The 23,509-nt window shown below is 71.8% G+C and carries 16 protein-coding genes; 4 read left to right on the top strand and 12 right to left on the bottom strand.

Going from position 1 to position 23,509, the window contains the following annotated elements:
- Positions 1 to 14: 14 nt before the first annotated feature.
- Together ACFWWR_RS14410 and ACFWWR_RS14405 are read right to left on the bottom strand one after the other, a co-directional pair.
- Entirely contained in the window at positions 15 to 545 is a 531-nt protein-coding gene (locus ACFWWR_RS14410; RefSeq protein WP_383866144.1) for a DoxX family protein, read from the bottom strand.
- Between the two features lie 172 nt (positions 546 to 717).
- Complete coding sequence (locus ACFWWR_RS14405; RefSeq protein ID WP_384303418.1) at positions 718 to 2,007, bottom strand: hypothetical protein; 1,290 nt, start codon at positions 2,005 to 2,007, stop codon at positions 718 to 720.
- A gap of 154 nt (positions 2,008 to 2,161) precedes the next feature.
- On the opposite strand from ACFWWR_RS14405, the gene ACFWWR_RS14400 reads away from it, so the two are divergent.
- On the top strand, positions 2,162 to 3,055 hold the full coding sequence (locus ACFWWR_RS14400; protein ID WP_383866140.1) for a DUF4429 domain-containing protein: 894 nt from the start codon (positions 2,162 to 2,164) through the stop codon (positions 3,053 to 3,055).
- An 18-nt stretch (positions 3,056 to 3,073) separates the two neighbouring features.
- On the opposite strand, the gene ACFWWR_RS14395 is transcribed toward ACFWWR_RS14400, so the two are convergent.
- Entirely contained in the window at positions 3,074 to 3,883 is an 810-nt protein-coding gene (locus ACFWWR_RS14395; protein WP_383866138.1) for a class II aldolase/adducin family protein, read from the bottom strand.
- A 141-nt stretch (positions 3,884 to 4,024) separates the two neighbouring features.
- Between ACFWWR_RS14395 and ACFWWR_RS14390 the strand changes: the two genes are divergently transcribed.
- Positions 4,025 to 4,492 (top strand): pyridoxamine 5'-phosphate oxidase family protein, encoded by a 468-nt coding sequence (locus ACFWWR_RS14390; RefSeq protein WP_383866136.1) that lies wholly within the window; start codon positions 4,025 to 4,027, stop codon positions 4,490 to 4,492.
- Positions 4,493 to 4,508: 16 nt separating this feature from the next.
- Here the strand turns inward: ACFWWR_RS14390 and guaA are convergent, their stop codons facing one another.
- Entirely contained in the window at positions 4,509 to 6,080 is a 1,572-nt protein-coding gene (gene guaA, locus ACFWWR_RS14385) for a glutamine-hydrolyzing GMP synthase (RefSeq protein ID WP_383866134.1), read from the bottom strand.
- Positions 6,081 to 6,405: 325 nt separating this feature from the next.
- Between guaA and ACFWWR_RS14380 the strand changes: the two genes are divergently transcribed.
- Positions 6,406 to 6,687 carry a chorismate mutase gene (locus tag ACFWWR_RS14380; RefSeq protein ID WP_383866132.1) on the top strand — a complete coding sequence of 94 codons (282 nt, stop codon included), beginning with the start codon at positions 6,406 to 6,408 and terminating at the stop codon, positions 6,685 to 6,687.
- Between the two features lie 622 nt (positions 6,688 to 7,309).
- Here ACFWWR_RS14380 and ACFWWR_RS14375 read toward each other — a convergent pair.
- Complete coding sequence (locus ACFWWR_RS14375; protein WP_384303416.1) at positions 7,310 to 8,467, bottom strand: hypothetical protein; 1,158 nt, start codon at positions 8,465 to 8,467, stop codon at positions 7,310 to 7,312.
- Positions 8,468 to 8,697: 230 nt separating this feature from the next.
- Between ACFWWR_RS14375 and ACFWWR_RS14370 the strand changes: the two genes are divergently transcribed.
- On the top strand, positions 8,698 to 9,753 hold the full coding sequence (locus ACFWWR_RS14370) for an LAETG motif-containing sortase-dependent surface protein (protein WP_384303414.1): 1,056 nt from the start codon (positions 8,698 to 8,700) through the stop codon (positions 9,751 to 9,753).
- 139 nt (positions 9,754 to 9,892) lie between these two features.
- On the opposite strand, the gene ACFWWR_RS14365 is transcribed toward ACFWWR_RS14370, so the two are convergent.
- From ACFWWR_RS14365 to ACFWWR_RS14335, 7 genes are all read right to left on the bottom strand, one after another.
- On the bottom strand, positions 9,893 to 11,668 hold the full coding sequence (locus ACFWWR_RS14365) for a GMC oxidoreductase (protein ID WP_383866126.1): 1,776 nt from the start codon (positions 11,666 to 11,668) through the stop codon (positions 9,893 to 9,895).
- Between the two features lie 75 nt (positions 11,669 to 11,743).
- Positions 11,744 to 13,357 carry a succinic semialdehyde dehydrogenase gene (locus tag ACFWWR_RS14360; RefSeq protein WP_383866124.1) on the bottom strand — a complete coding sequence of 538 codons (1,614 nt, stop codon included), beginning with the start codon at positions 13,355 to 13,357 and terminating at the stop codon, positions 11,744 to 11,746.
- Between the two features lie 137 nt (positions 13,358 to 13,494).
- Positions 13,495 to 15,297 (bottom strand): serine/threonine-protein kinase, encoded by a 1,803-nt coding sequence (locus ACFWWR_RS14355; protein WP_384303412.1) that lies wholly within the window; start codon positions 15,295 to 15,297, stop codon positions 13,495 to 13,497.
- Positions 15,298 to 15,440: 143 nt separating this feature from the next.
- A complete protein-coding gene (locus ACFWWR_RS14350; protein ID WP_384303410.1) occupies positions 15,441 to 17,129 on the bottom strand; it encodes a serine/threonine-protein kinase in 1,689 nt (562 codons plus the stop codon).
- 92 nt (positions 17,130 to 17,221) lie between these two features.
- Entirely contained in the window at positions 17,222 to 18,496 is a 1,275-nt protein-coding gene (locus ACFWWR_RS14345; RefSeq protein ID WP_384303408.1) for a serine/threonine-protein kinase, read from the bottom strand.
- Between the two features lie 69 nt (positions 18,497 to 18,565).
- Entirely contained in the window at positions 18,566 to 20,368 is a 1,803-nt protein-coding gene (locus ACFWWR_RS14340) for a serine/threonine-protein kinase (protein ID WP_383866116.1), read from the bottom strand.
- Positions 20,369 to 20,544: 176 nt separating this feature from the next.
- The gene (locus ACFWWR_RS14335) at positions 20,545 to 23,496 is read right to left on the bottom strand and encodes a protein kinase (protein ID WP_384303406.1); all 2,952 of its coding nucleotides are present in this window, start codon (positions 23,494 to 23,496) and stop codon (positions 20,545 to 20,547) included.
- Between the last annotated feature and the right edge of the window lie 13 nt (positions 23,497 to 23,509).

Here is a 23,509-nt window from a genome sequence, read left to right as displayed (position 1 = left end):
CCCCGCCTGCGGAGCTACCGGTAGTCCCCCACTCGCCGTCGTCGCCGTGCCCGTAGGGCCGCGTCGAGGGAGAGGACGGGGGCGCCGGCGAGGACGAGGGGGATCCAGGCCATCAGGTAGGCGAGGTCGTTGCCGTAGTAGTACGGGTCGGAAGCCCAGCTGACGGTCAGCCACAGGCTGAGCGAGATCAGCGCGCCGCCGAGGGCGGCGAGGCGGGCGAGCAGGCCGATCAGGGTGCCGATGCCGACGGCGAGTTCACCGAAGGCGATGGCGTAGCCGAAGCCGACGGGGTTCTTCAGGGACAGGTCGACCAGGGCCGGAATGGCCGAGGAGTCGCGCACGGTGCGCATCAGGTCGCCCACCGAGCCGGAACCGGAGTCCTTCATGAAGGCGCTGTCGGTGAGCTTGTCCAGGCCGGCGTAGATGAAGGTGACGCCGAGGAAGACGCGGAGCGGAAGGAGGGCGTAGCGGATGGCGGTGTCCCGCCAGTCCGGGCCGCCGGTGGCGTAGGGGGAGTGCCTGTCCGTACGAATGCCGTGAGTCATAGCTCCTAGCCGCCTCTCGCCCGCCGTGCCGTGACCCTCAAGTGACCATACGTACGACAGGGAGGCCCCGTTCAATCCCGTCGTGACCGGTTGCGCCCCTGTCCCGACCAGTTTCTCCGACTTGACCGGCTTCGGCCACGCCCACGACACCGAACGGCCCAGGAACCCAGGATCAGTCGGTCACGTCGATCGCGTACCGGTTCGTCTCGACGCCCGCCGCCGTGACCACCTGGACGTCCACCCGGCCGGGCTCCACGTCGGCCGGGACCGGCACGGTCAGTACGGCGTCGGTGGGGTTGCTGAAGCCGCCGGTCACCGGGACCAGGGGCACGTGCACGTTGACCGGGCCGATCCGGACGACCATCCGGGACAGCCGGTCCGCGCCCTGTGCTCCCGGCGGCACGAACGCGGCGCCGCGGATCTCGATGTCGTCGCCCGTGCGGATCGGCCCGTCCAGGTCGCCCGCCTCGCGGGCGCGCACGACGGAGAGGATCACCGGGCGCCCGCCCTCCGCGTACTTCCCGGCGAGGTAGGTCGCGGCGGAGACCAGCACCACCACCGCAAGACCCCAGGGCAGGTCCGGCATCTGGTCGGGGCGCCGGGCCAGCCGTACGGCAGCGAAGAGGAGGGCGACCGTGTTGATGACGACGTACTGGATGTCCGCGAAGGCCCCCCGGCCCGCGTCGTCCGTCAGCAGGTCGGCGGCGCGCGGCCGGTCCGCCCGTACCTTCTGCAGCCGCTGCCCCAGCACCCGCAGCCCGACCACCCGCCGCACCAGGACGGCGATCGCGCACACCACGGCGAGGACGGTCACCACGCCGGCGGCACGGGAGAGCTCGAACCCGGAGATCAGCGCGTCGCGCTCGGGCGGTTCGGACGCCACCGCCAGGCGGCCCACCAGCACGAGTACGGCGTACGCGACGAGCAGCACCCAGCCGACCGCGACCGCCCGTGACGTGGAGAGGCGGTTGTCCTCGCCGATCAGCGGCGCCAGCGCGCCGCCGCGCGCCCGGTGGAACCACGAGGCCGCGGTCAGGGCGCCGGCCACCACCAGGGCGGCGAGCAGTCCGGCGGTGCGTGCCGAGGTCCAGCCCGCGCCGACGGCCGTGAGCGCCTGCACGAGCAGCAGCAGCACGACCAGCGCCCACACCGCACCCGCCGTACGGCGCCACAGCCGCGACAGCCAGGCCTCGCCCTCGGCCCGGCCGCGTTCGGCGACGAGGTCCGCGGACTGGGTCAGTTCCTCCGAGACCCACTGGCGGGAGGCGGAGGCCGAGTGGGCCACCGCCGCCGGAAGCCCCTGTCCGGCCGCGAACTCGTCCCGCTTCAGCAGGAATTCGGCGACCGCCCTACGGTGTCCCGCACGCGCCCCGTGGGGACAGTCCCCACAGGTGCAGCCACCCGCGTGCGCGCTCCCGTGCGCGCCCGAGTCCGCGCTCTGTCTCGCCTCCTGCACCGCCACGCCCGATGCCCGCCTTCCCCGCTATTTTGTGCCTCACTACGTCCGTGCGATGACAGCGAATTGTGCCCTACGGAACACGGTCCGTGCCGGGCAGGTCCGGTCAGGGCGGGGGAAGGGCGGTTCGCCGTGTTGACCCGGCTGCGAGAATTCCTCCATGGCCGAGATCATCCAGCGCGACGGGACCTGGGCCTTCGACGGGAGCACGGTCAGGATCACGCCGGGACTCCACCGCTCCGTCCCACTGTTCCGGCAGACGTACGGCGAGATCGCCGTGCCCCTGGAGGCCATCTCGGGCGTCGCCTTCGAGCCGGAACGCAGGCGCGGGCGGCTGCGCATACGGCTGCGCGAGGGCGCGGACCCGCTCCTGCACGCGACCGGGGGCCGCCTGCCCGACCCGGCCGATCCGTACCGGCTGCTGGTGGAGGTGGACCGGGCGGGGGTCGCCGAGTACGTGGCCGAGGAGATCCGCCGCTCCCTGCTCCTGGACCAGATCCCCACGGAGCCGACCAAGGCCTACCTCCTGCCCGGCCCGCCGGTCCCGGTCTCGGTCCGCTCCTCCGACGGCACGGTCTCCTTCGACGGCACCCGGGTCCGCATCGACTGGGCCGACACCTCGGACCGGGTCAAACGGGCGACGGGCCCCCGCATCATCGACCTCGGCGATCTCGCCCAGGTCGAGTGGCTGCCGAACTCCGGTTACGAGGACGGCTTCCTGCGCTTCGTGACCCGCGGGACCACGTTCTCCAAACTGCCGCCCGAGAAGGACCCCTACGCCCTGGACCTGTGGGGCAGCGCCCGCCGCGACCTGCTGACGGCGCTCGTCGCGACCGCCGTCACGGCCCGGCTGCCGCACCCCTCCACCCGCGCCGCCGTCGAGAGCGGCGAGCAGACCACCCGGCGCCCGCTGACGGCGACCGTGCCGCCCCAGGCCGACCATCACGACGTCCTCCTACGACAGCTGCGGGAGCTGGGCGAGCTGCACCGGGACGGGGTGCTCACGGACGAGGAGTTCGCGATGACGAAGGCCGCCGTCCTCCGGAAATTCTGAAGCGTCGGCCCGGAAGCCTCAGCTCAGCAGATCCGGCTCACTGCGGCTGATGTCCTGCCACATCGGCTGGTAGTTGATCCACGCCACCAGGTCGCCGCCGAGCTGCTCCCGGGTGGCCACGGCCGCCTTGTGGTCGATCAGGACGGGCCGCCCGGCCGCCTTGGCGGTGAGCTGGACCTGGCAGGACCGTTCCAGGGACAGGAACCACCAGGCCGCCGCGTCCACCGAGTCGCCGACCGTCAGCAGCCCGTGGTTGCGCAGCACCAGCGCCTTGCGGGTGCCGAGGGCGGTGGCGATGCGGCGGCCCTCGTCGGCGTCGACGGCGACACCGGTGTAGGCGTCGTACAGGGCGTGATCCTCGTAGAAGGCGCAGCTCTCCTGGGTGATCGGGTCCAGGAAGTCGCCCAGGGCCGACAGCGCGCGGCCGTGCACCGAGTGGCAGTGGGCGACCGCGACGACGTCGGGGCGTGCGGCGTGCACCTGGACATGCACGGTGAAGGCGGCCTGGTTGACGTGGTAGCGGCCCTCGATGACCTGGCCGTCGGAGTTGGCGAGGACCAGGTCGCTCACGGTGACGTGCTTGAACGGCATCCCGAACGGATTGACCCAGAAGCAGTCGCTGTACTCGGGGTCGCGGGCGGTGATGTGGCCGGAGACCCCGTCCTCGAAGCCGAGCCGCCCGAAGATCCGCAGTGCGCCCGCGAGCCGTTCCTTGCGGTGCCGGCGTTCGTCGTCGACCGATTCGTGCATCGGTGGCATGGCGAACCGGAGCCGGTCGGTGGGGAGCGGCTGGGGTGGAGTGGGCCCGGCTTCGGGCGTCCCGTGCATGTGTCGTCCTCCGCACTGGGTTGGCTTACGGGGCGGAAGTTACCGTCGGTCAGAGCAGGAGAACAGCGCTGGGGGGTAAAGATGGCGCACCCGGCCGATACCCGACAGAAGATGTCGGGTATCGGCGGAAGACTGGCTGATATGAACTGGGCAGCTTTCTCCGCCGCGGAACCCGACCTGGCCAAGACCGTCGAAGAACGCTTCGGCGCCTACACGCACCACATCCTCGCGACCCTCCGCAAGGACGGATCGCCGCGCACCACCGGCCTGGAGGTGCGCTTCCTGAACGGCGAGCTGTGGCTGGGCATGATGCCGGGCTCGCTCAAGGCGCTCGACCTGCGCCGCGACCCGCGGTTCGCGCTCCAGGCGAACCCCGGGGAGGGCACCGGAATGGGCGGCGGCGACGTCCGGATCAGCGGGCGGGCGATCGAGGTCGACGACCCGGAGACGAAGGCCGGATACGTCGAAGAGGTGGAACCGCCGGAGCCGCTCCACCTCTTCCGCACCGAGCTGACGGAGGTCGTGCGGACCTACGTCGAGGACGACACATACCTGGTCGTCCAGGTCTGGAAGCCCGGAGCGCCGGTGCGCACGCTCAAGCGGACCTGACCTTGGAAGGGGGAGGTCACTCCCACTCGATGGTGCCCGGCGGCTTGCTCGTCACGTCGAGCACGACCCGGTTGACGTCGGCGACCTCGTTCGTGATCCGCGTCGAGATCTTCGCGAGGACGTCGTACGGCAGTCGCGACCAGTCGGCGGTCATGGCGTCCTCGGACGAGACGGGCCGCAGGACGATCGGGTGGCCGTAGGTGCGGCCGTCGCCCTGGACGCCGACGCTGCGGACGTCCGCGAGCAGGACCACCGGGCACTGCCAGATGTCCCGGTCCAGGCCGGCGGCGGTGAGCTCCTCGCGGGCGATGGCGTCGGCGTCACGGAGCAGGTCGAGCCGCTCCTTGGTGACCGCGCCGACGATACGGATGCCCAGGCCGGGGCCGGGGAACGGCTGGCGCTGGACGATCTCGTCCGGCAGGCCGAGTTCCTGGCCGACCATCCGGACCTCGTCCTTGAACAGCTGGCGCAGCGGCTCGATCAGCTTGAACTCGAGGTCCTCGGGGAGCCCGCCCACGTTGTGGTGGGACTTGATGTTGGCGGTGCCGGTGCCGCCACCGGACTCGACCACGTCGGGGTAGAGGGTGCCCTGGACGAGGAACTCGACCGCGGGGCCCTCGTCCGCGATGATCTCCGCCTGCGCCTGCTCGAAGACCCGGATGAACTCCCGGCCGATGATCTTCCGCTTCTCCTCGGGGTCGGAGACCCCGGCGAGCGCCTTGAGGAACCGCTCCTCGGCGTCCACGACCTTCAGCTGTACGCCGGTCGCGGCCACGAAGTCCTTCTCGACCTGCTCGGTCTCGCCCTTGCGCATCAGGCCGTGGTCGACGTACACGCAGGTCAGCTGGGAGCCGATGGCCTTCTGGACGAGGGCGGCGGCGACGGCGGAGTCCACGCCGCCGGACAGGCCACAGATGGCGCGCCTGTCGCCGACCTGCTCGCGGATCGCGGCGACCTGCTCCTCGATCACGTTGCCCGTGGTCCAGGACGGGGTCAGACCCGCACCCCGGTAGAGGAAGTGTTCCAGCACCTGCTGGCCGTGCGTGGTGTGCATGACCTCGGGGTGGTACTGGACGCCGTACAGCTTCTTCTCGTCGTTCTCGAAGGCGGCGACCGGGACGACTTCGGTGGAGGCCGTGACGGAGAAGCCCTCGGGGGCGGCGGAGCAGGCGTCGCCGTGCGACATCCACACCGACTGCTCGTCCGGGGTGCCCTCGAAGAGGGTGGAGGACGACCTGGAGACGTGCAGCGGCGTCCGGCCGTACTCACGGGCGCCGGTGTTGTCGACCGTGCCGCCGAGGGTCTGCGCCATCAACTGGAAGCCGTAACACATGCCGAAGACGGGGACGCCTGCCTCGAAGATCTCGCGGTCGAGGCGGGGGGCCTCGTCGGCGTACACCGAGGAAGGGCCGCCGGAGAGGACGATCGCCGCCGGGTTCTTGGCGAGCATCTCCGCGACCGGCATGGTGCTCGGCACGATCTCGCTGTAGACCCGTGCCTCGCGGACGCGACGGGCGATGAGCTGGGCGTACTGCGCGCCGAAGTCGACGACCAGGACGGTGTCGGGGGCGGGGGTCGCTGATGACACGGGGGCCTTCCGGCGGTGGGGCGGGGTCTCTGTGTAACCCGATTCTACCGAGGTGGGCGGGGGTGGGGTCCCGGGCGTCCGAGATGTGGGGACCGACGCCAAAAAGTTCCGTGGCATACTGGCAGCATGCTCACGCACCCGACCTTCCTCTTTACCTATGGCAACCGGCCCGCCGGCTGCCATGGTCGTGCTGCTTGAGCAACTGACAAGCGACTTCCCAGGCGCCCCGGGCCGACAAGGCCCGGGGCGTCTGTCGTTTTCCGGGTTCTGTCGCTCCGGGGCATCCCGCACCCCTTGCCTTTCCCCTGCCATGAGGAGCCCCGACATGACCGCCATCGACGTGACCGGCGCCCGTACCCACGAGGCCGCCGACGTGATCTCCGGCGCGCGTGAGCGCATCGACGCACTGGATGACCGGATCATCGGACTGATCCAGGAACGGATGGCCGTGTCCGCCGTCATCCAGGAGGCGCGCATCTCCTCCGGCGGCCGGCGCGTGAACCTCTCCCGCGAGATGGACGTCCTGAACCACTACAGCCAGGCGCTGGGCAAGCCCGGTACGTCCCTCGCGATGACGCTCCTCGAACTGTGCCGGGGTCGCATCTGAGTTCGGTCCCGCTCTCACCCGTACGGCGCGTGACCGCGACGCGAAGCGCTTCGTTGTCGTGGTGTCCGTGTCAGCCAGGGGCGGGCCCGATAGAACCACGCGTGGCTCGCTGGAGCGATGAGACGTACGGATCGTGCCGTGCGTCGTGGGACCTCGCTCCGGAAAAGTGACCGGACGGCAGGGGACAGCAGCCCGGTCACCCAAGAGAACGGTCGGCTCCGGGGACGCCCGGGGCCGACCGACGGGACGTCCAAGTTCAAAATGTCCGAGTCCAAATGTCCAAGTCTGAGTCAAACGGTTGCGGTGGGCAGCATCCATCGAGCACGATGCCTGGAAAGCCCCCCGAGTCCCGCCGTAGACAACTGCATTGACGTGTATCGCCGTACTGCCAAAGGTCGAGACCATCCCTGCGCCCCGAATGCGCCGGGGCGCCGACCGAGGGCACACAAGGCAAGCGGCGCAACCCCCCGGCGCCGCTCCCCCGGCACCGACGCTGCCCTGACGTCGGTGCTGACGAAAGAAAAGAAGGGCCCCGCGGCTCCGGCCTGCGGGGCCCTTCTCATGTCCTGCTCTCGTGTCCCGCCTTCGCGCCCTGTCGGCACCAGGCATCAGGCGCCGTGTGTCAGGTTCGCGACACCGTCCCGCACGTCCCGTCCTCGCCGATGTCACGGCTGCGGTCGTACGGATCGACCGTCGGGCCGCTCGCCGGTTCGTCCGCGGGGGTGGTCGAGGGGAACTCCGGGCGCAGATAGCCGTCGTCGATCTCGCAGGACGTGTTGCCGACGTCCCGGTCGAGGTTCAGGACGTTCAGGCGGTCGGGGGTGGACACATAGCGGGCGGGGTCGAGGAGTTCGACGTCGAGGACGCGGCGCACGACGGTGCGGGTGACCTCGGTCGAACCGTCGGTGCGGACGACCGGGTAGACGAAGGTGTAGTCGGCGTGCACTGCCACCCCGTCCTGGTCGCCCTTCTTGAAGGTCATCCGGCCGCGCGTCTTGATCACGTCACCGACGAGTCGTACGTCTGCCGGGTCGAAGCGGCTGAACAGGTCCAGCGGGTCGTGTTCCTCGTCGGGCGCGCGCAGGGACCGGTTCAGGCCGTCGACGAACTCCGGCTGCTTCGGGTCGAGCACCGCGAACGCGGCCTCGGGGCGTTCGCCGCGGACGGTCTTCGGGTCCAGGTTCGCTCCGACCAGCAGCTTCTTGGTCAGCCGGAGCGCCAGGTCGACCCGGTCCTTCGACAGCCCGCCGACGGCCTTCGCCTCCGGCAGGACGATGCCGACCGCCCCGTCGGCCCACTGCCGCGCCGGGGAACCGGCGAACGGCTCGTCCAGCGTGGGGGTTTCGGCGTCCGCGGCGGCGGGCGGCGCGGTCGGGGCCGCTGTCTCCTCGCCCAGGGGTGAGGCCGCGGCGGCGTCCGGTGTCCCCGTACCGAAGGGGTCGCCCGGCAACAGCGAGGGTTTCATCGCCACGACGGCGACCGCGACCGCGAGGGGTATGCCGATGATCGCCCATCGCCGGCGGCGCCGGGCGGCGCGTCCGTTCATCTCCTGCCAGGCCGGACCCGTGCGCCAGCCCGCGGGAAGCTCGCCCCGCGCCTCCTGCTGCCGCAGCCGCTCGGTCACCATGCGGGCGCGGGCGGAGGGCTCCTTCGGGGCCGCGGCAGCTACCTCGCGCTCGCTGTCCTGGACGAACTTCTCCCACACCTCGTCGGGGATGGAGGAGGAGTCGCCCCCCTCCCCCGAACCGGATCTCGGCTCTTCGGACGATCTGTCGACCACGGCGCCGGGCGCCTTTCTGCGAGTGGGTTTTACGGGCTGCTGAGCGTACGTCAGCTCCCACCCGCCCCGAATAGTGATCCAGATCACATAAGAATCCTGTGAAGACAAGGGCAACCATTCGCGGGCTTCGCGGATCAAACCATGCGACTCAAGGGCCACACCCGCGTCCCACACGCGGAGGCCTCTCAAGCGTGCTGCCGCCCGCGGCACACCGGATTTTCGAGGTCTTCATGAAGCTTCGCCGTGCCATGGCCGCAGCGGCCGCGACGGCCGTCCTAGCCCCGCTCGCCCTGCTCTCCGCACCCGCCGCGTTCGCGACGGAGGGGACTCCGGACACGTCGACGAGCAGCCCCGCGGCCGAGGAGACCACTCCCTCCGCCGACACGAGCACCCCGGCCGCGGACACCAGCACGCCCGCAGCGGACACCAGCACCCCGGCCGCGGACCAGAGCACCCCGGCCGCGGACACCAGCACGCCCGCGGCGGACACCAGCACGCCCGCCGCCGACACCAGCACCCCGGCCGGCGACGCGAGCTCCCCGGCCGCCTCCACCTCCCCGAGCCCCAGCGCGAGCACGCCCGAGGACGAGGACCCGGAGCTCTGCGTCGACGAGGACGGCAACAGCACCGCCGAGCTCAGCGACGACGTGAGCAGCGGCCTGTCCGGGCTCCCCGAGACGATCGTCGCCGGCAGCGGGTGGACCGGGTTCTCGTTCAACGTGTCCAACCACGGGGACGACGAGATCAAGGACATCAAGCCGCTCATCGGCGTCGCCGCGATCGGCTGGGACGACGCGGAGGACTACTCCGGCGAGATCAAGGTCCAGGTCTTCAACACGGCCACCCACGCCTGGGACACGATCGCGAACGCCGCGGGCGAGGGTGGCACGTTCCCCTCGTTCTCGCTCGGCGCGGGCCAGTCGATCTCGTACAAGCTGCGCCTCAGTGTCAGCGGCAAGGTGCCGGACTCCCTCGGTCTGACCGGCGGCCTCGCCGAGTACGCGGACGACGAGGGCTGCTGGGTCGCCGACGACCCGAACGGCTGGGTCTACTTCTTCGACATCCTCGCCGCCGGTTCCGACGCCGGTGACCCGAACGACGCCAAGCCGCAGGGCGGCAAGACGGACCTCACCGACGTGAACGAGGTCTCCGCCACCGGCACCCTGGCCGAGACGGGTTCGAGCTCGGCGCTGCCGATGATCGGCCTCGTGGGTGGCGTCGCGGTCGTCGCCGGTGCGGGTGCGGTGTTCGTGGTGCGGCGCCGGAAGGCCGGTGCTCAGGCCTAAAGCCCGACCAGGGCTGACCAAGGCCCGGTAAGGCTCGCAAGAACAGAGAAGGACCTGCGCTCGGAGGGGGGTGCAGGTCCTTCTCTTTGCGTACGGCCTCTTTGTGTACGGCCTCTTGTGTACGGCGGTCCGCTCGGGGTTACTTCTTCGGCGGCACCGCCGGTATCCCCAGGAACGGCAGTTTCAGCGCGCCGAAGGCGTCCGCCGGGACCGCCGGGGACTTCGGCTCGACCGGCTTGAGGCGTTCGTACGTCCCGCCCTGTGCCGGACGCGGGTCCGCCTCGCCCTTGTTGGGCCAGTACGACATGGCGCGCTCGGCCTGGGCGGTGATGGTGAGGGAGGGGTTCACTCCCAGGTTCGCGGAGACCGCGGCGCCGTCGACGACCGAGATGCCGGGATGGCCGTAGAGGCGGTGGTAGGGGTCGATGACGCCGGTGTCGCGGGAGGAGCCGATCGGGCAGCCGCCGAGGAAGTGGGCGGTGAGCGGGGTACCCATCAGTTCGCCGACGTTCGAGCCGGCGAAGCCGTTGATCTCGGCCGCTATGGCCGACGCCCCCTCCGAGGCCGCCTTGATCTGCTTGGGGTTCGGGGACCCGTGGCCCTGGCGGGCCGTCAGCAGGCCCTTGCCCACGCCGTCCGGTTTCAGGTACGTCGTCAGGGAGTTGTCCAGCGACTGCATCACCAGGCCGATGATGGTCTTCTCCGACCAGCGGCGGTTGGAGAGGGAGCGCAGGACCAGGCCGGGATGGCGGGCCGCGTTGCTCAGCCAGGCCAGGACGCGCGAGGAGCCCTCGGCGTACGGGACCTGGAGGATCGACAGGCTGCCCATCGAGTTGGAGCCCTTGCCGTAGCGGACCGGCTCGATGTGGGTGTTGGCGTCCGGGTGGATGGACGAGGTGATGGCCACTCCGCGGGTGAAGTCGACCTTCTGCTCGCCGGTGATCTTGCGGTAGCGGCGGTCGCTGGTCTGCGCGCCGACCAGCGCCTCGGAGTTGGTGCGGGTCAGCTCGCCCAGCTTGTCGGACACGTACGGCAGTTGGCCGCCCGTCTTCATCCGGTGCAGGAGGGTCTGGGTGCCGTAGGTGCCGGCCGCGAGGACCACCCGGCGGGCCTTGAAGGTCCGGCCCTCGCCCTTCCTCCGGTCGGTCGGCAGCGTGGCCACCGCGTAGCCGCCCCGCGAGTCGTCCGTGATCGAGACGACCGTCGTCAGCGGGTGGACGACCGCGCCCGCCTTCTCGGCGAGGTACAGGTAGTTCTCGTTGAGGGTGTTCTTCGCACCGTGCCGGCAGCCGGTCATGCACTCGCCGCACTCGTTGCAGGCCTTGCGGGCCGGGCCCACGCCGCCGAAGTAGGGGTCGTCCACCTGCTCACCGGGTTGGGCCTTCGCAGCGCCGCCGGCGTCCTCCCCGTCCCCGAAGAACACGCCGACCGGCGCCATGTGGAAGCTGTCGCCGACGCCCATCCGCTCGGCGGCCGCCTTCAGGTGCACGTCGGACGGGGTCATCGTCGGGTTGAGCCGTACGCCGAGCATGCGCCGCGCCTGGTCGTAGTACGGCGCCAGCTCCTGCTGCCAGTCGGTGATGTCACGCCACTGCGGGTCCTCGAAGAACGGCTTCGGCGGTACGTAGAGGGTGTTGGCGTAGTTGAGGGAGCCGCCACCGACACCCGCGCCGGCCAGGACCATGACGTTGCCCAGCAGATGGATGCGCTGGAGGCCGTACATGCCGAGTCTCGGGGCCCAGAGGTAGTTCTTCAGGTCCCAGGAGTTCTTCGGGAGCGTGGCGGGGGTGAAGCGGCGGCCGGCCTCCAGGACGCCTACGTCGTAGCCCTTTTCCGTCAGGCGGAGGGCGGTTACCGAACCGCCGAAGCCGGAGCCGACGACGATGACGTCGTAGTCGTAGGTGTCCTGGGGCACGTGCCGGCTCCTCTTTGAGTGTGCAGTGCGGGTGATTCTTGGCTGGTCGCGCAGTTCCCCGCGCCCCTGGGTCGGCTACCTGAAACGGAATGCCTTCATCAGGCGGAGACTGCGGCTCATGAAGGCCGCGTACTTCTCGTCGTCCATCCCCAGCGACGGGGCCATCGGCAGCAGGCGCTGCTGGGCCACCGTCTGGGCCTCGGTGTACTTGAGGATGCCCTCGGAGCCGTGACGGCGGCCGAGGCCGGACTCCTTCATGCCGCCCATCGGGGACTGGACACTGCCGTAGGCCGGGGCGTAGCCCTCGTTGATGTTCACCGTGCCGGTGCGCAGACGGGCGGCGACCTCGCGGCCACGCCGGCCGTCCTGCGTCCAGACGGAGGAATTGAGGCCGTACGGCGTGGCGTTGGCCTGCTCGACCGCCTCGTCCTCGGAACCGAAACGGTAGATCGAGACGACCGGGCCGAAGGTCTCCTCGCCGCACACGGACATCGGCGCCTCGACGTCGTCGAGGATGGTCGGCTCGAAGAAGTACGGGCCGACGTCCGGGCGGGCCACCCCGCCGGCGACGACCTTCGCGCCCTTGGCGACGGCCTCCTCGACGTGCCGCGTGACGGTCTCCAGCTGCCGCTCACCGACCAGGGAGCCCATGTCGGCGCCGTACGCGAGGGACGTGCCGAGGCGCATCGCCTTCGTGCGGGCGGCGAAGCGCTCCAGGAAGGCGTCGGCGATGGACTCGTGGACGTACAACCGCTCGATGGAGATGCAGAGTTGGCCGGCCGAGGAGAAGCAGGCGCGGACGGCACCCGCGGCCGCCTTCTCGATGTCGGCGTCCTCCAGGACCAGCATCGCGTTCTTCCCGCCGAGTTCGAGGGAGACGCCCACCAGGCGGGCGGCGGCGCCCTGCGCGACCTCGCGGCCGGTGCGGGTGGAGCCGGTGAAGGAGACGTAGTCGGCGTGCTTGACGACCTCGGGGCCTATGACCGGGCCCTCGCCGAGGACGACCTGGAAGACGTCGGCGGGCAGACCGGCCTCGATGAGCAGATCGCGGGCCCAGAGCGCGGTGAGGCAGGTCTCCGTGTCCGGCTTCATCACGACCGCGTTGCCCGCGACGAAGGCGGGGAGCGCGTCGCCGACGGAGAGTTCGAGGGGGTAGTTCCAGGGAGCGATCTGACCGACGACACCGCGCGGGTGGCGCAGTTCGGTGACCTTGGTGAGGGCCGGGACGGCACCCGCGTGCCGCTTCGGCTTCAGATACGCGGTGGCCCTGCGTCCGTAGTGCCGGGCCGCCACGGCCACGGCCTGCACCTCTTCGTGGGCGTGCAGGCGGGCCTTGCCGGTCTCCAGCTGGATCAGGTCGAGGACCTCCGCCTGGCGTTCGAGGATCAGGTCGTGGAAACGCAGGAGCACGGCGGCGCGCTGCCGTACCGGCGTCTGCGCCCAGACCGACTGCGCCCTACGGGCGGCGTCGAAGGCCTTCTGCACGTCCTCGGGCGTCGACTCGGGCAGGTCCGCCAGCTTCTCGCCGGTGAACGGCGTGTGGTTCGCGGTCCGACCGGATCCGGCCACGCCCTTGGTGAGCTGGGCGACCAGCTCCGGGGTGACCACGTCGGCCGCGGTACGGGCGCCCTCGGGGGCGGGGGCGATGGGGTTCGTGCCGGTCTTGGCCGGGGCCTGCGCGTCCGTCATGAGCCGCAGGGTATGACGTGGCGAAGGCTTTGTGTACCCGTTGGTAACGCGGATTCACCGAGGACCCGCATGATGCCAGCGGTCGCTGGCAGGGAATGCGCTGATCAGGGCGTTGGCCGGTGGCGGCTGCCGGGAGTTCAGCCGTTCTCGTCATTTCCGATCTCGAGACGGCCACGGGCCGCCTTGAACACCGCCGTGCCCTTCTTCTCGTCCGGCGTTCCCTTGGGCATGTCCACGCGCAGCTCGTACATGCGGCTGTCATCGGTGACGATCATCAGCTGCATGACCCGGGTGGGGCGCCCGTCCAGGTCGTACGTGGTGTCCGCGAGCGCCGCCTCGTAGCCGTGGAAGCTGGTGCGGGTCTTCTGCGTGCTCGCGTCCCCGTTGCGGCTGCCCCAGGTGTCCTGCGCCGCCTGCGCCTGGGCCATCGGGGAGCGGGGGGCCTTGTCCCACTGGGTGAGGCGGAGCCGGATGGTGTCGTCGAGGTCGTAGACGACGAAGCGGGGCGGGTCCTCGGCGCTGCCGTCGCGGGCGGTTTCCTTGTAGGCGGCGGGGAGGGCGAGGGTGGCGTTCATGGCCGGCTCGCGGTGGGTGATCCAGGAGGCGGTGGGGGTGGGAGCGGTGGTGGGGGTGCGTGGGGCGGTGCGGGTGGGAGTGGGGGCGCGGGTGGGGGTCAGTTCCGTGGCGGAGCCGCTATCGGTCTCCGTGAGGTAGGTGGACGTGCCCAGCCATATGCCGCCGACGAGGAGGGCGGCGAGCAGGGTGGCGGGGAGGGGGAGGCGAGGGCGGCGCTTCGGCTTGGTCTTCGGCTTCGGCTTCGAGGTGGCGGCGGTTTCCGGTTGTGGTGCGGGAGCGGGAGCGGGAGCCGCTGCTGGTTCGGATTCCGGTTCGGGTGCGGGAGCCGCTGCCGGTGCGGGTTCGGGTTCCGTTTCGGATTCCGGTTCGGGCGCGGGTTCCGGTTCGGGTGTCGGCTCCGGCGTTCGTACGGCCTCCCCCAGCCGTACCGTCCCGGCGTCCTCCGCCAACTCCCTGAGCCCTGACACGTTTTGCTTCTCCGCCTCGGTCTCCTCCCCGGAGGGGCCCGGCACCGGCCACCCCTTCGCCACCGCCTCCAGCGCCACGGCGACCTCCGACGCGTCGGGACGCCGCTCGGGGTCCTTCTCCAGCAGTCGCACGATGATTGGCCCGAGCGGACCGGCCTGCTTGGGCTCCGGTGTGTCGGCGGCGAGGATCGCGGCGAGGGTGGACTCCAGGGTCGTACGGCGGAAGGGGGGCCGGCCCTCCACGGCGGCGTAGAGCAGCACACCCAGCGACCACAGGTCGGAGGCGGGGCCGGCGGGGCCACCCCGGCCGGACATCCGCTCGGGCGCGATGAACTCCAGGGAGCCGACGAACTCGCCGGTCATGGTGAGGGACTCCTCGCCCTGTACGTGGGCGATGCCGAAGTCGGTGAGGACGACGCGACGGTGTCGGCCCAGCAGGACGTTGGCCGGCTTGACGTCCCGGTGCACGATGCCGACGGAGTGCGCGGCGCGCAGGGCGCCGAGGACGGCGAGGCCGATGCGGGCGGACTCGGCGGGTTCGACGGGCCCGCGCTGAAGCATGTCGTGGAGGGACTCGCCGCGGACCAACTCCATGACGATCCATGGGAGGCCGTCCTCTTCCCCCGCGACGACGTCGTGGATGGTGACGGCGGAGGGGTGGTCGACGCGGGCGGCGGCACGAGCCTCGCGGTAGAGCCGGTGGGCCGCCCTCTGATGACTCTCGTCCTCGGGATCCCCGGGCAACCGCGGCTGCTTGACGGCGACCTCCCGTCCGACCAGCTCGTCGACGGCCCGCCACACGGTGCCCATCCCGCCGGACCCGATCCGTTCGACCAGCCGGTAACGCCCCCCGACTATCCGCTCCTTGCCGCCTCCGGAGCCACCGTCGTTGCTCATGCCCCATGAGTACCTTGCGAGGTGGCCGCTTGTCGACGCGGCTCAGGTTCCCGGCGAACCCGTCCCGCACCAACTGCGCGATGACGGCGCGCGCCGTTTCACCAGCCTCGCCCATGCCGAGAACCGCACCATCTCGAATCCGTTCACGGTTTGTCGACGTCCAGGTTCGCGATCGCCGTCTTCGCCACCTCGCGCCCGCGCCCCGTGAAGTCCCCCTCGCCCGGGTAGCCGATGGAGAGCTTGTACATGTCGCCGGCTGAGGTCTTGTAGTAGAAGAGCCTCAGCTCGCGCGGGCGGGGGTTCTGGGTGTCGTCGGTGGTGTAGACGACGGTGTTCTCGGCGGCCTTCCTGCCCTGGTACGTCGCGCTGTCGGGTTTGGTCTTCAGCTTCTCGGCGGGCATGTCGAGCTCGTAGCTGCCGCTCTGCTTGAACACGCCGTCGTCGTCGTACATCTCGGCGGCCGCGGAGCCCGCGATCTCGCTGCTCGTGTCCTCGGCCTTCTTGTAGAGCGACAGGCTGATCCAGATGGCACCACTGGCATCGGTGTACGTCACCCAGTGGCCCTTGTCGGTCTCCCGGTCGGGCTCGGACTTCTTGTAGTCGGCGGGCACCGCCAGGGTGGCCGCGACGTCCTGCGCGGGCACCGTCTTCCAGCCGTCCGGCAGCGGCCCCGCGAAGGGGTCCGCGATCACCAGATACGCCGCCACCGCCGCCGCGACGACCGCGGCACCGAGGCCGATCAGGGTCCTGCGGCCGAGCCGGACGCCACCGGGGGCTCCGCCGGTCGCGGGTGAGCCGGTGATCTGGACGACCTGTGTCGGGGCCGGGGCCGGAGGGTTGGCGGTGCGCTCCAGCAGGTCGCGGACCTGGGCGGCGTTCGGGCGGCGGGCCGGGTCCTTCTGGAGCAGGCCGTTGATGGCCTCGGCGAGCGGGCCCTGCGCGGAGGCAGGTGGGGCAGGTGCCGCATTGAGGACGGACTGGAGGGTCGCCGGGGTGTTGCTGCGGCGGAACGGGGAGACGCCCTCCGTCGCCGCGTACAGGACCACGCCGAGGGACCACAGGTCGCTGGCCGGGCCGGGGCGCTGGCCCAGCACCCGTTCCGGCGCGATGTATTCGGGCGAGCCGACGAAGCCGCCGGTGTCGGTCAGGTTGGTCTCGCCCTCGATCTGGGCGATGCCGAAGTCGGTGAGGACGACCCGGTCGTGCCGGCCGAGCAGGACGTTGTCCGGCTTGACGTCACGGTGCAGAATGCCCGCCGCGTGCGCGGCCTCCAGCGCGCCCAGCACCTCGAGGCCGATTTTCGCCGCATCCCGGGCCCCGAGGGTGCCCTCCTGCAACGCGTCACCCAGCGAACGGCCCCGCACCAGCTCCATCACGATCCACGGCTGGCCGTCCACGACCGCAACGTCGTGCACGTTCACCACGGCGGGATGGTCGAGCCGGGCCGCCGCGCGCGCCTCCCTGCGCATGCGTTCGAAGGCATTGGCACGTTCGCGGTCGGGAAGGTGGTCCGGTACGCGGGGCTCCTTGACGGCGACCTCGCGGTCCACCGTCTCGTCCTTGGCCCGCCACACCGTGCCCATGCCACCGTGCCCGAGCTTGGCGAGCAGCCGGTACCGACCGGCGATCAGCCGACCGATGCCGGGGTCCTGGGCAGGCTCCGGCTCCGGCTGGGGCGCGGCCCGCGGCGGGGCGGCCTGCGGCGGCACGACCTGAGTGGGTGCCGCGTACGGGTTGTCGGGGTGCGGCACCGCCGCGTACGGGTTGGGCGGTTGCAGACCGAAACTCGTTGGCTCTTCGGCTCCGTAAGGGGCTCCCCCGTTGCTGCTCATGGGTTCATCCATATCGCGCCAAGTGCTTCCGCTTCCACCTCTGGCGCTTTCCGGTCACAGACCCGTGACTCAGGTTGCCGCTTATCTTCCCTTTATCCGGAGTTCGTCGGAGCGGAGACGGGGGCGGAGGGGCTCGCGGAGGGACTGGGCGAGGGGGACGCACTCAGTGACGCCGACGACCTCGGTTTACCCGGTGCGGTCGAGGTACGCGGTGCAGTCGGCGTACCCGGCGCACTCGACGTTCCGCCGGAGGGCGGGGCCGAACTCGTGGGGACCGGCACCACACCCCCGCCACCCTCCCGGTCCATCAACAGGGCCGCAGCCGACACCCCCGCCCCCGCCATCGCGGTGACCAGCAGCGCGGCGACCAGCACGCTGCGCGTGGAGTACGCGTGGCGCTTCCCCGGACCGAATCGTTTCGACGTGCGGCCCGTCTCCAGGAAGTCGAGCAGCATCCGCTCCGCCTCCCCCGCGTCCAGCCGCCGCCCGGGATCGCGTTCGAGCAGGCCCTGTACGACGGGCAGGATCGGCGCGGCCTGCGCGGGCGGCCGTATCTCCGCGGAGACGACCGCGTGCAGGATGCCGCCCAACGAGTCGCGCCGGAACGGTGACTCGCCGCTCAGCGCGGTGCACAGCAGCGCGCCCAGCGACCAGAGGTCGGACGCGGGCCCGGTCACCGCCCCGGACATCCGCTCGGGCGCGGTGTACTCGGGTGAGCCGACGAAGGCCCCGCTCTCGGTGAGCGTGGAGGCGCCGGCGACCTGCGCGACGCCGAAGTCGGTGAGCACGACACGGCCGGAGCCGGGGCCGGCACGGTCGTAACCGTCGTGGCCGGTGCCGTGGGTGTTGTGGGCATCGACGGTGCCGTGGGTGCCGTGGGTGCCGGTCATGCCGTTCCCACCGGCGCCGTTCTCCTCCAGCAGGACATTCGCCGGCTTGATGTCACGGTGCAGAACCCCCGCCGCGTGCGCCGCCCGCAGCGCACCCAACAGGGCGACGCCGATCCGGGCGGCCTCCACGGCGTCGACCGGGCCGCGCTCGGCGATCCGGTCGGCCAGTGAGCCGCCGTGGATCAACTCCATGACGATGTAAGGGCGTTCACCGTCCTCGACCACGTCGTGGACGACGATGACGTGCGGATGACTCAACTGGGCGACCGCACGCGCCTCGCGCAGGGTGCGTTCGCGCTGCCGACGGGCCTCGTCCGCGGAGAGCGTGTCGTCCAGGGGAAGTTCCTTGACCGCCACCTGCCTGCCGAGCAACTGGTCGGTCGCCCGCCAGACGACCCCCATGCCACCGCGCCCGAGCCGCTCCTCGAGCCGGTAACGACCCGCGATCACACGGACGTTGTCCCCCTCGGTCCCCATGCGCCTCATGATGCCGCACCGGACGGACCCCCTCCGGGTCGGCGACCGGCCATTCCCAGGGGGCGCGTGTCAGCCGGTCCCCGGCTGCCACCCCTGCAGTACCGCCGTGAACTGCTTGCGCGTCTTCGCCCAGCTCTCGGCCGGCGACGACATGTAGATGGCGTACTCGACGCCGTCCCGGGCGAGGTACGTCTCCTCGATGGCGCGGCGCGGACCGGGGGACGGCGGCGCGTCCTTGGCCTGCGCGGTCCACGTGTACTCCCACAGGGAACCGTCGCGGTCACGGTAGACGTTCTTCTCCAGCGTCACCCGGTCGTAGTCGACCAGCCGCCGAAGCTGCTCCTCCAGGTCGAGCTGGTGGGCGTACGGGTCGCCGAAGTCCGGCGATTCGTCGACGGCGATGCGGACGAAGTGTTCGCCGCCGTCGGGTGAGTAGTCGATCTGCACGATGCCGTCCTTGTCGCTGTGGACCGACCGCTTCCAGCCCTTGGGCAGAGAGAGGCTGAACCCGACGGGATCGTCGACGGAGACCCAGGTGTTCGAGCCGGAGCCCGCCCGAGTCGGCGCACCGGTGCCGGTGGTGTCCGTGGGGCTCGGCAAGGTGGACGTCCCGGCGTCGGCCTGCCGCCGCCCCTCGTCCCACCGCTGCACCCACACCGCCGTACCTCCGCCGATGATCGCGGCAAGGGCGACGACAAGGGCGAGGGTGCGCAGCCGACGGCGCCCGGACGGGGCCGGCGGAGCGGCGGCGGCATGGTGCGCCGGTCCACCGACGGGCGTCACACTGGTCGCGCCCGTCACCGGGGGATACGGCGTCCCGGTGACCGGCGTGGTCCCCCCGCCGTGCGCCCCACCTTGCGGGCCACTGTGGGCCCCACCCTGCGGCCCCCTGTGCGCCCCGCCTTGCGCACCACGGTGCGTCCCGTCGTACACCCCACCGTGCGTCCCGCCGTACCCACCGACGCCCGCTCCGGTGTGGGGCCCCGTCCCGTACGGGGACCTCCCGGACCCGACCCCGACGTGCTGCGTCGGCACGTACGCCTGCGCGGCACTCGGCCGCCGTCCCTCCGCCGCCTCGGCGAGCATCTGCTCGGCCTCGGCCACGTCGGGCCGCAGGGCGGGATCCTTGTGCAGCAGGGCGGCGATGACGGGCCCGAGCGGGCCGGCGTACCGCGGCTCGGTGGGTTCCTCGTCGACGACGGCCTGCATGGTGGTCAGGGGCGTGGTGCGACGGAACGGCGACCTGCCCTCGACCGCCGTGTACAGCGTGGCGCCGAGCGCCCACAGGTCGGAGGAGGCTCCCGGGTCGTGGCCGCGGATCCGCTCGGGCGCGAGGTAGTCGACCGAGCCGACGATCTCTCCCGTACGGGTGATGGCGGTGTCGCCCTCCACCTGCGCGATGCCGAAGTCGGTGAGCAGGACGCGGCCGTCGCTGCCGAGCAGGACGTTGCCGGGCTTCACGTCGCGGTGCAGGACTCCGGCCGTGTGCGCGGCGCGCAGCGCGCGCAGCACCCACAGGCCGATGCGGGCGGCCTCCGTCGGCTCCACCCGCCCCTGCTCCTTGACGGCGTCGGCCAGCGAGTGGCCCTCGACCAGCTCCATCACGATCCACGGCCGGCCGTCGTGGTCGAGCACGTCGTGCACGGTGACGACGGCGGAGTGGTTGATCCGGGCGGCCGCGCGCGCCTCCGCCCGGGTGCGGGCGAGAAGGACCGTCCGGTCACTCTCGGACACGTAGAGGGCGGCGGTCAGCTCCTTGATCGCGACGGCCCGGTGCAGCACCTCGTCGTGGGCACGCCAAACCCGGCCCATGCCGCCCTTGCCTATCGGGTCGGCGAGCCGGTAGCGCCCGGCGACGAGCTGGCCCTGCATCTGATTCACGTTGCCCCGCAATGCTCTTGACGGAGTCAGACTAAGGACCTGCCCGCGCCGAAAGGAACCAGGGGAGCACCAAGGAGACCGCACTGTGACGGTTGTCGCTTCGAGAGGCGAAAGTCAACCAATGAGTAGCCGGAGGCGTCCGTCAGCCGCCGCTTCCCGCCCGGTGTTCAGCCGGTGGCCTGATAGGTCTGCGCCGCCTGCTCGTACAGCCGCGTCACCTCGTCCCGCTCCGCCTCCGGGCCGCGTACCTGCACCACGTGGTACTTCCCGTCGATCAGCAGCGCCAGATTGCGCACGAACAGCTCGCGTCCGTCGTCGCCGGTCCAGGTGAACTGCCCCTCGGCCATGGTCCGGCCGCCCACCTGGATCGTCTTCAGCCCCGTCGCGGTGGCCCAGCTGGAGTCGCGGTACGGCTGCAACTCGGGCTCCTTCTCCCGCTGATACACCATGGGATCACTGCCGTCCTCGGCCGCGCTGTCCCGCCCTGGCACGACGATCAGCTCGAAGTTCCCGTGCGCGTACACGATCTGCCCGCGCCCGTTCTCCGCCGTGCGCTCCCAGCCGTTGGCCACGGCGACCCGGAAGCCCTCCGTGTCCTTGCGCAGGGTGAAGCCGTCGGCGACCTCGGGCCCCTCGGTCTGCGGCTCGGTGGAACCCGCGGACGCCGAGGGACTCCCCGTGGAGGATCCGGGCGAGGTCTGGTCGGGCCGCGGCTCGCTGCTCGCCTCCGGGGACTGCTCGGGAGCCTGGCTCACCTCACCGGCCGCCCCGGTCCGGTCCCCGGCGCCCTGGTCGTCCGGGTCCGCCTTCGGCATGAAGAACATGGCGTACGCGATCGCCCCGGCCAGCACGAGCAGGATCAGCACCAGCAGGGTCCGCCCGAGACTCCTCGGCGAACGCGCCTCCTCCCGCGCCCGCTTGTGCCGCCCGTGCGCACTCGTCGCGGGCAGCCCGGCCCGCCGCCTGCGCACCAGCTCGCCCCGACGGCGTACGACGGGCAGTCGACTCCTGTCGGTGGGCGGCGCGGCGACGACGTGCGCGCCGGCCTCCGGCTCGGGCGCCGAACGCACCAGCGAGCGCAGCCAGCCGCGCAGTTCCTCGAAGTCCAGCCGCTCGGTCGGGTCCTGTCGCAGCAGCGACTCGACCACCGGCCTGAGCGGCCCGCACTCCTCGGCGAACGCGGGCGGCTCCGCACACACCAACTGGACGAGCTCGGCCGTCGACTCCTCCGGATACGGCGCATGCCCCTGTACGGCCCTGAACAGCAGCGCCCCGAGCGCCCACAGGTCGGTCTGCGGCCCGATCGGCGCCGCCAACTGCCAGTTCTCGTGCACCGGCCCGGCCTGCTCGGGCGCCCACCGCTCCGTCACCGGCCCCACCACGGCCATCCGCGCCTGCCGAGCCCGCTCAGCGGCCAACGCGGTGGTCGGCCCCCGCCGCACGGGCGACCCCGCGGCCAGCTCGTCCCACCGGCCGGTGGGGGCGCCGGGGCCACCGGGAAGGGGGGGCGCGGAGGAGCCGTGAGGACCCGGTCCCGCCAGGCCGGCCGCCGACGGGACCGGAACACCGGCCGCGGTCGCACCAAACCCCGCCGAAGCAACTCCCCCCTCGCCGGGCGCACCGGGCGACGCGGTGACGCCACCGGCCCCACCCCGAGGCGCGGCCCCATGCCAGGACGCGGGACGCACACCATAGGGATCGGCAATCTGCCCCGGGGAAACACCCCTGGCCGTCTCCCGCCCCCCGTTCGCACCGGGATACGGCGACTGCTGCCCACCGCCCGGGGTGGAGTACGGCGACTGCGCCGCCCCGTTGGCAGAGGGGTACGGCGCCCGCCCACCCTGCGCACCCGGATACGGCGGCTGCTGCCCACCGTTCGCCGTGGGAGGCGGCAACTGCGCCGCCCCGTTCGGGTGTGCGGCCGGGCCGTCCTCGGGCGCGGGGCGGGCCCCGGGCAGTGCCGCCCGGCCGCTCTGCTGCGCCTCCTGAACCCGGGCCGCCGCCCGCGCCCCCGCGCGATACGCGGCGATCGCCCCGGCCCGCGCCGCCCTGACGTCCGCACCGCCGTCGACGTCCCTACGGGCGACCGCGGCCGAAGTTCCCGCGCCGTTCGCGCTCTCCGGCTCCGCCCCGGCAGCCGGAAGCCCTCCGGCCTCCCGCGCCTCGATGGCGGCCCGCCGAGCAGCCTCGGGATCGGCCCCACCGAAACCACCACCACCGGCGCCTCGGGGACCGCCGGGCCCGACCGGCACGGCGCCACCGAATCCGCGACCGCCCCCGGGTCCGACAGGCACACCGGCGCCACCGACTCCACGGGCTCCAGCGGCACTACCGCCACCGCCAGGCCCGCCTACGCCGCCGTTTCCTCCAACGGCCCCGGCACGAGCAGCGCGCCCACTGTCCTCCGCGCCGCCAGGCCCACCAGACCCCCCAGCCCCAGAACCGTCACCGAACTCCCCGCCCCCGGCACCCCATTCCGCCCCTTCGGCCGGCACCGGGTCGTAACCGCACAGTGCCTCCTCCGCCGCTCCGACCGCGAGGCCGGTCAGCATCACGCGGCCGTCGTCGCAGACGAGCACCGTGCGGGCGGTGATGTTCCGGTGCACCCAGCCGTGCGCGTGCAGCACCCGCAGCGCCATGAGGACGTCGGAGGCGACCTCGGCCGCCCGGTACGGCGTGAGCGGCTTCTCCGCGAGCAACGCCGCCAGCGGCCGCGCGGACACCAACTCACTGACTATCCACAGCGACCCACCGTCGGCGAACACGTCGAAGACCTGGTCGAGCCGAGGATGGTCGGGAATCCGGGCCGCCGACTGCGCGGCCTCGACGGCCCGCCGTACGGCCGGATCCGTGGGTCGCCGCGCCGCCGCACCCGCCGGGGACCGCCGCGCTCCACGGCCTTGCCGACCCTGCGGATCCCGCGCCGTGAATCCCTCCGGCAGCCCCTCCGCGTCGAGCACCTCCGCCTCGACGACCTCGGGCAACGGCACCTGCCTGACGAGGACTTCCTGCCCGCTGTAGGTGTCGAAGGCCCGGGTCTCGGTGAGTTCGTACTCGTCGGAGGGCGGCAGCGGCAGGCGGTAGCGGTCGGCGAGTACCCGTCCCGCATAGTCGTCCACGTTGCCTCCCCCG

Source organism: Streptomyces sp. NPDC058678 (genome assembly GCF_042714835.1).
In the GTDB taxonomy this organism is placed as follows: Bacteria; Actinomycetota; Actinomycetes; order Streptomycetales; family Streptomycetaceae; genus Streptomyces.
The sequence above is the reverse complement of the archived record's forward strand: the minus strand, read 5'-3'. Positions and strand labels throughout refer to the sequence as shown.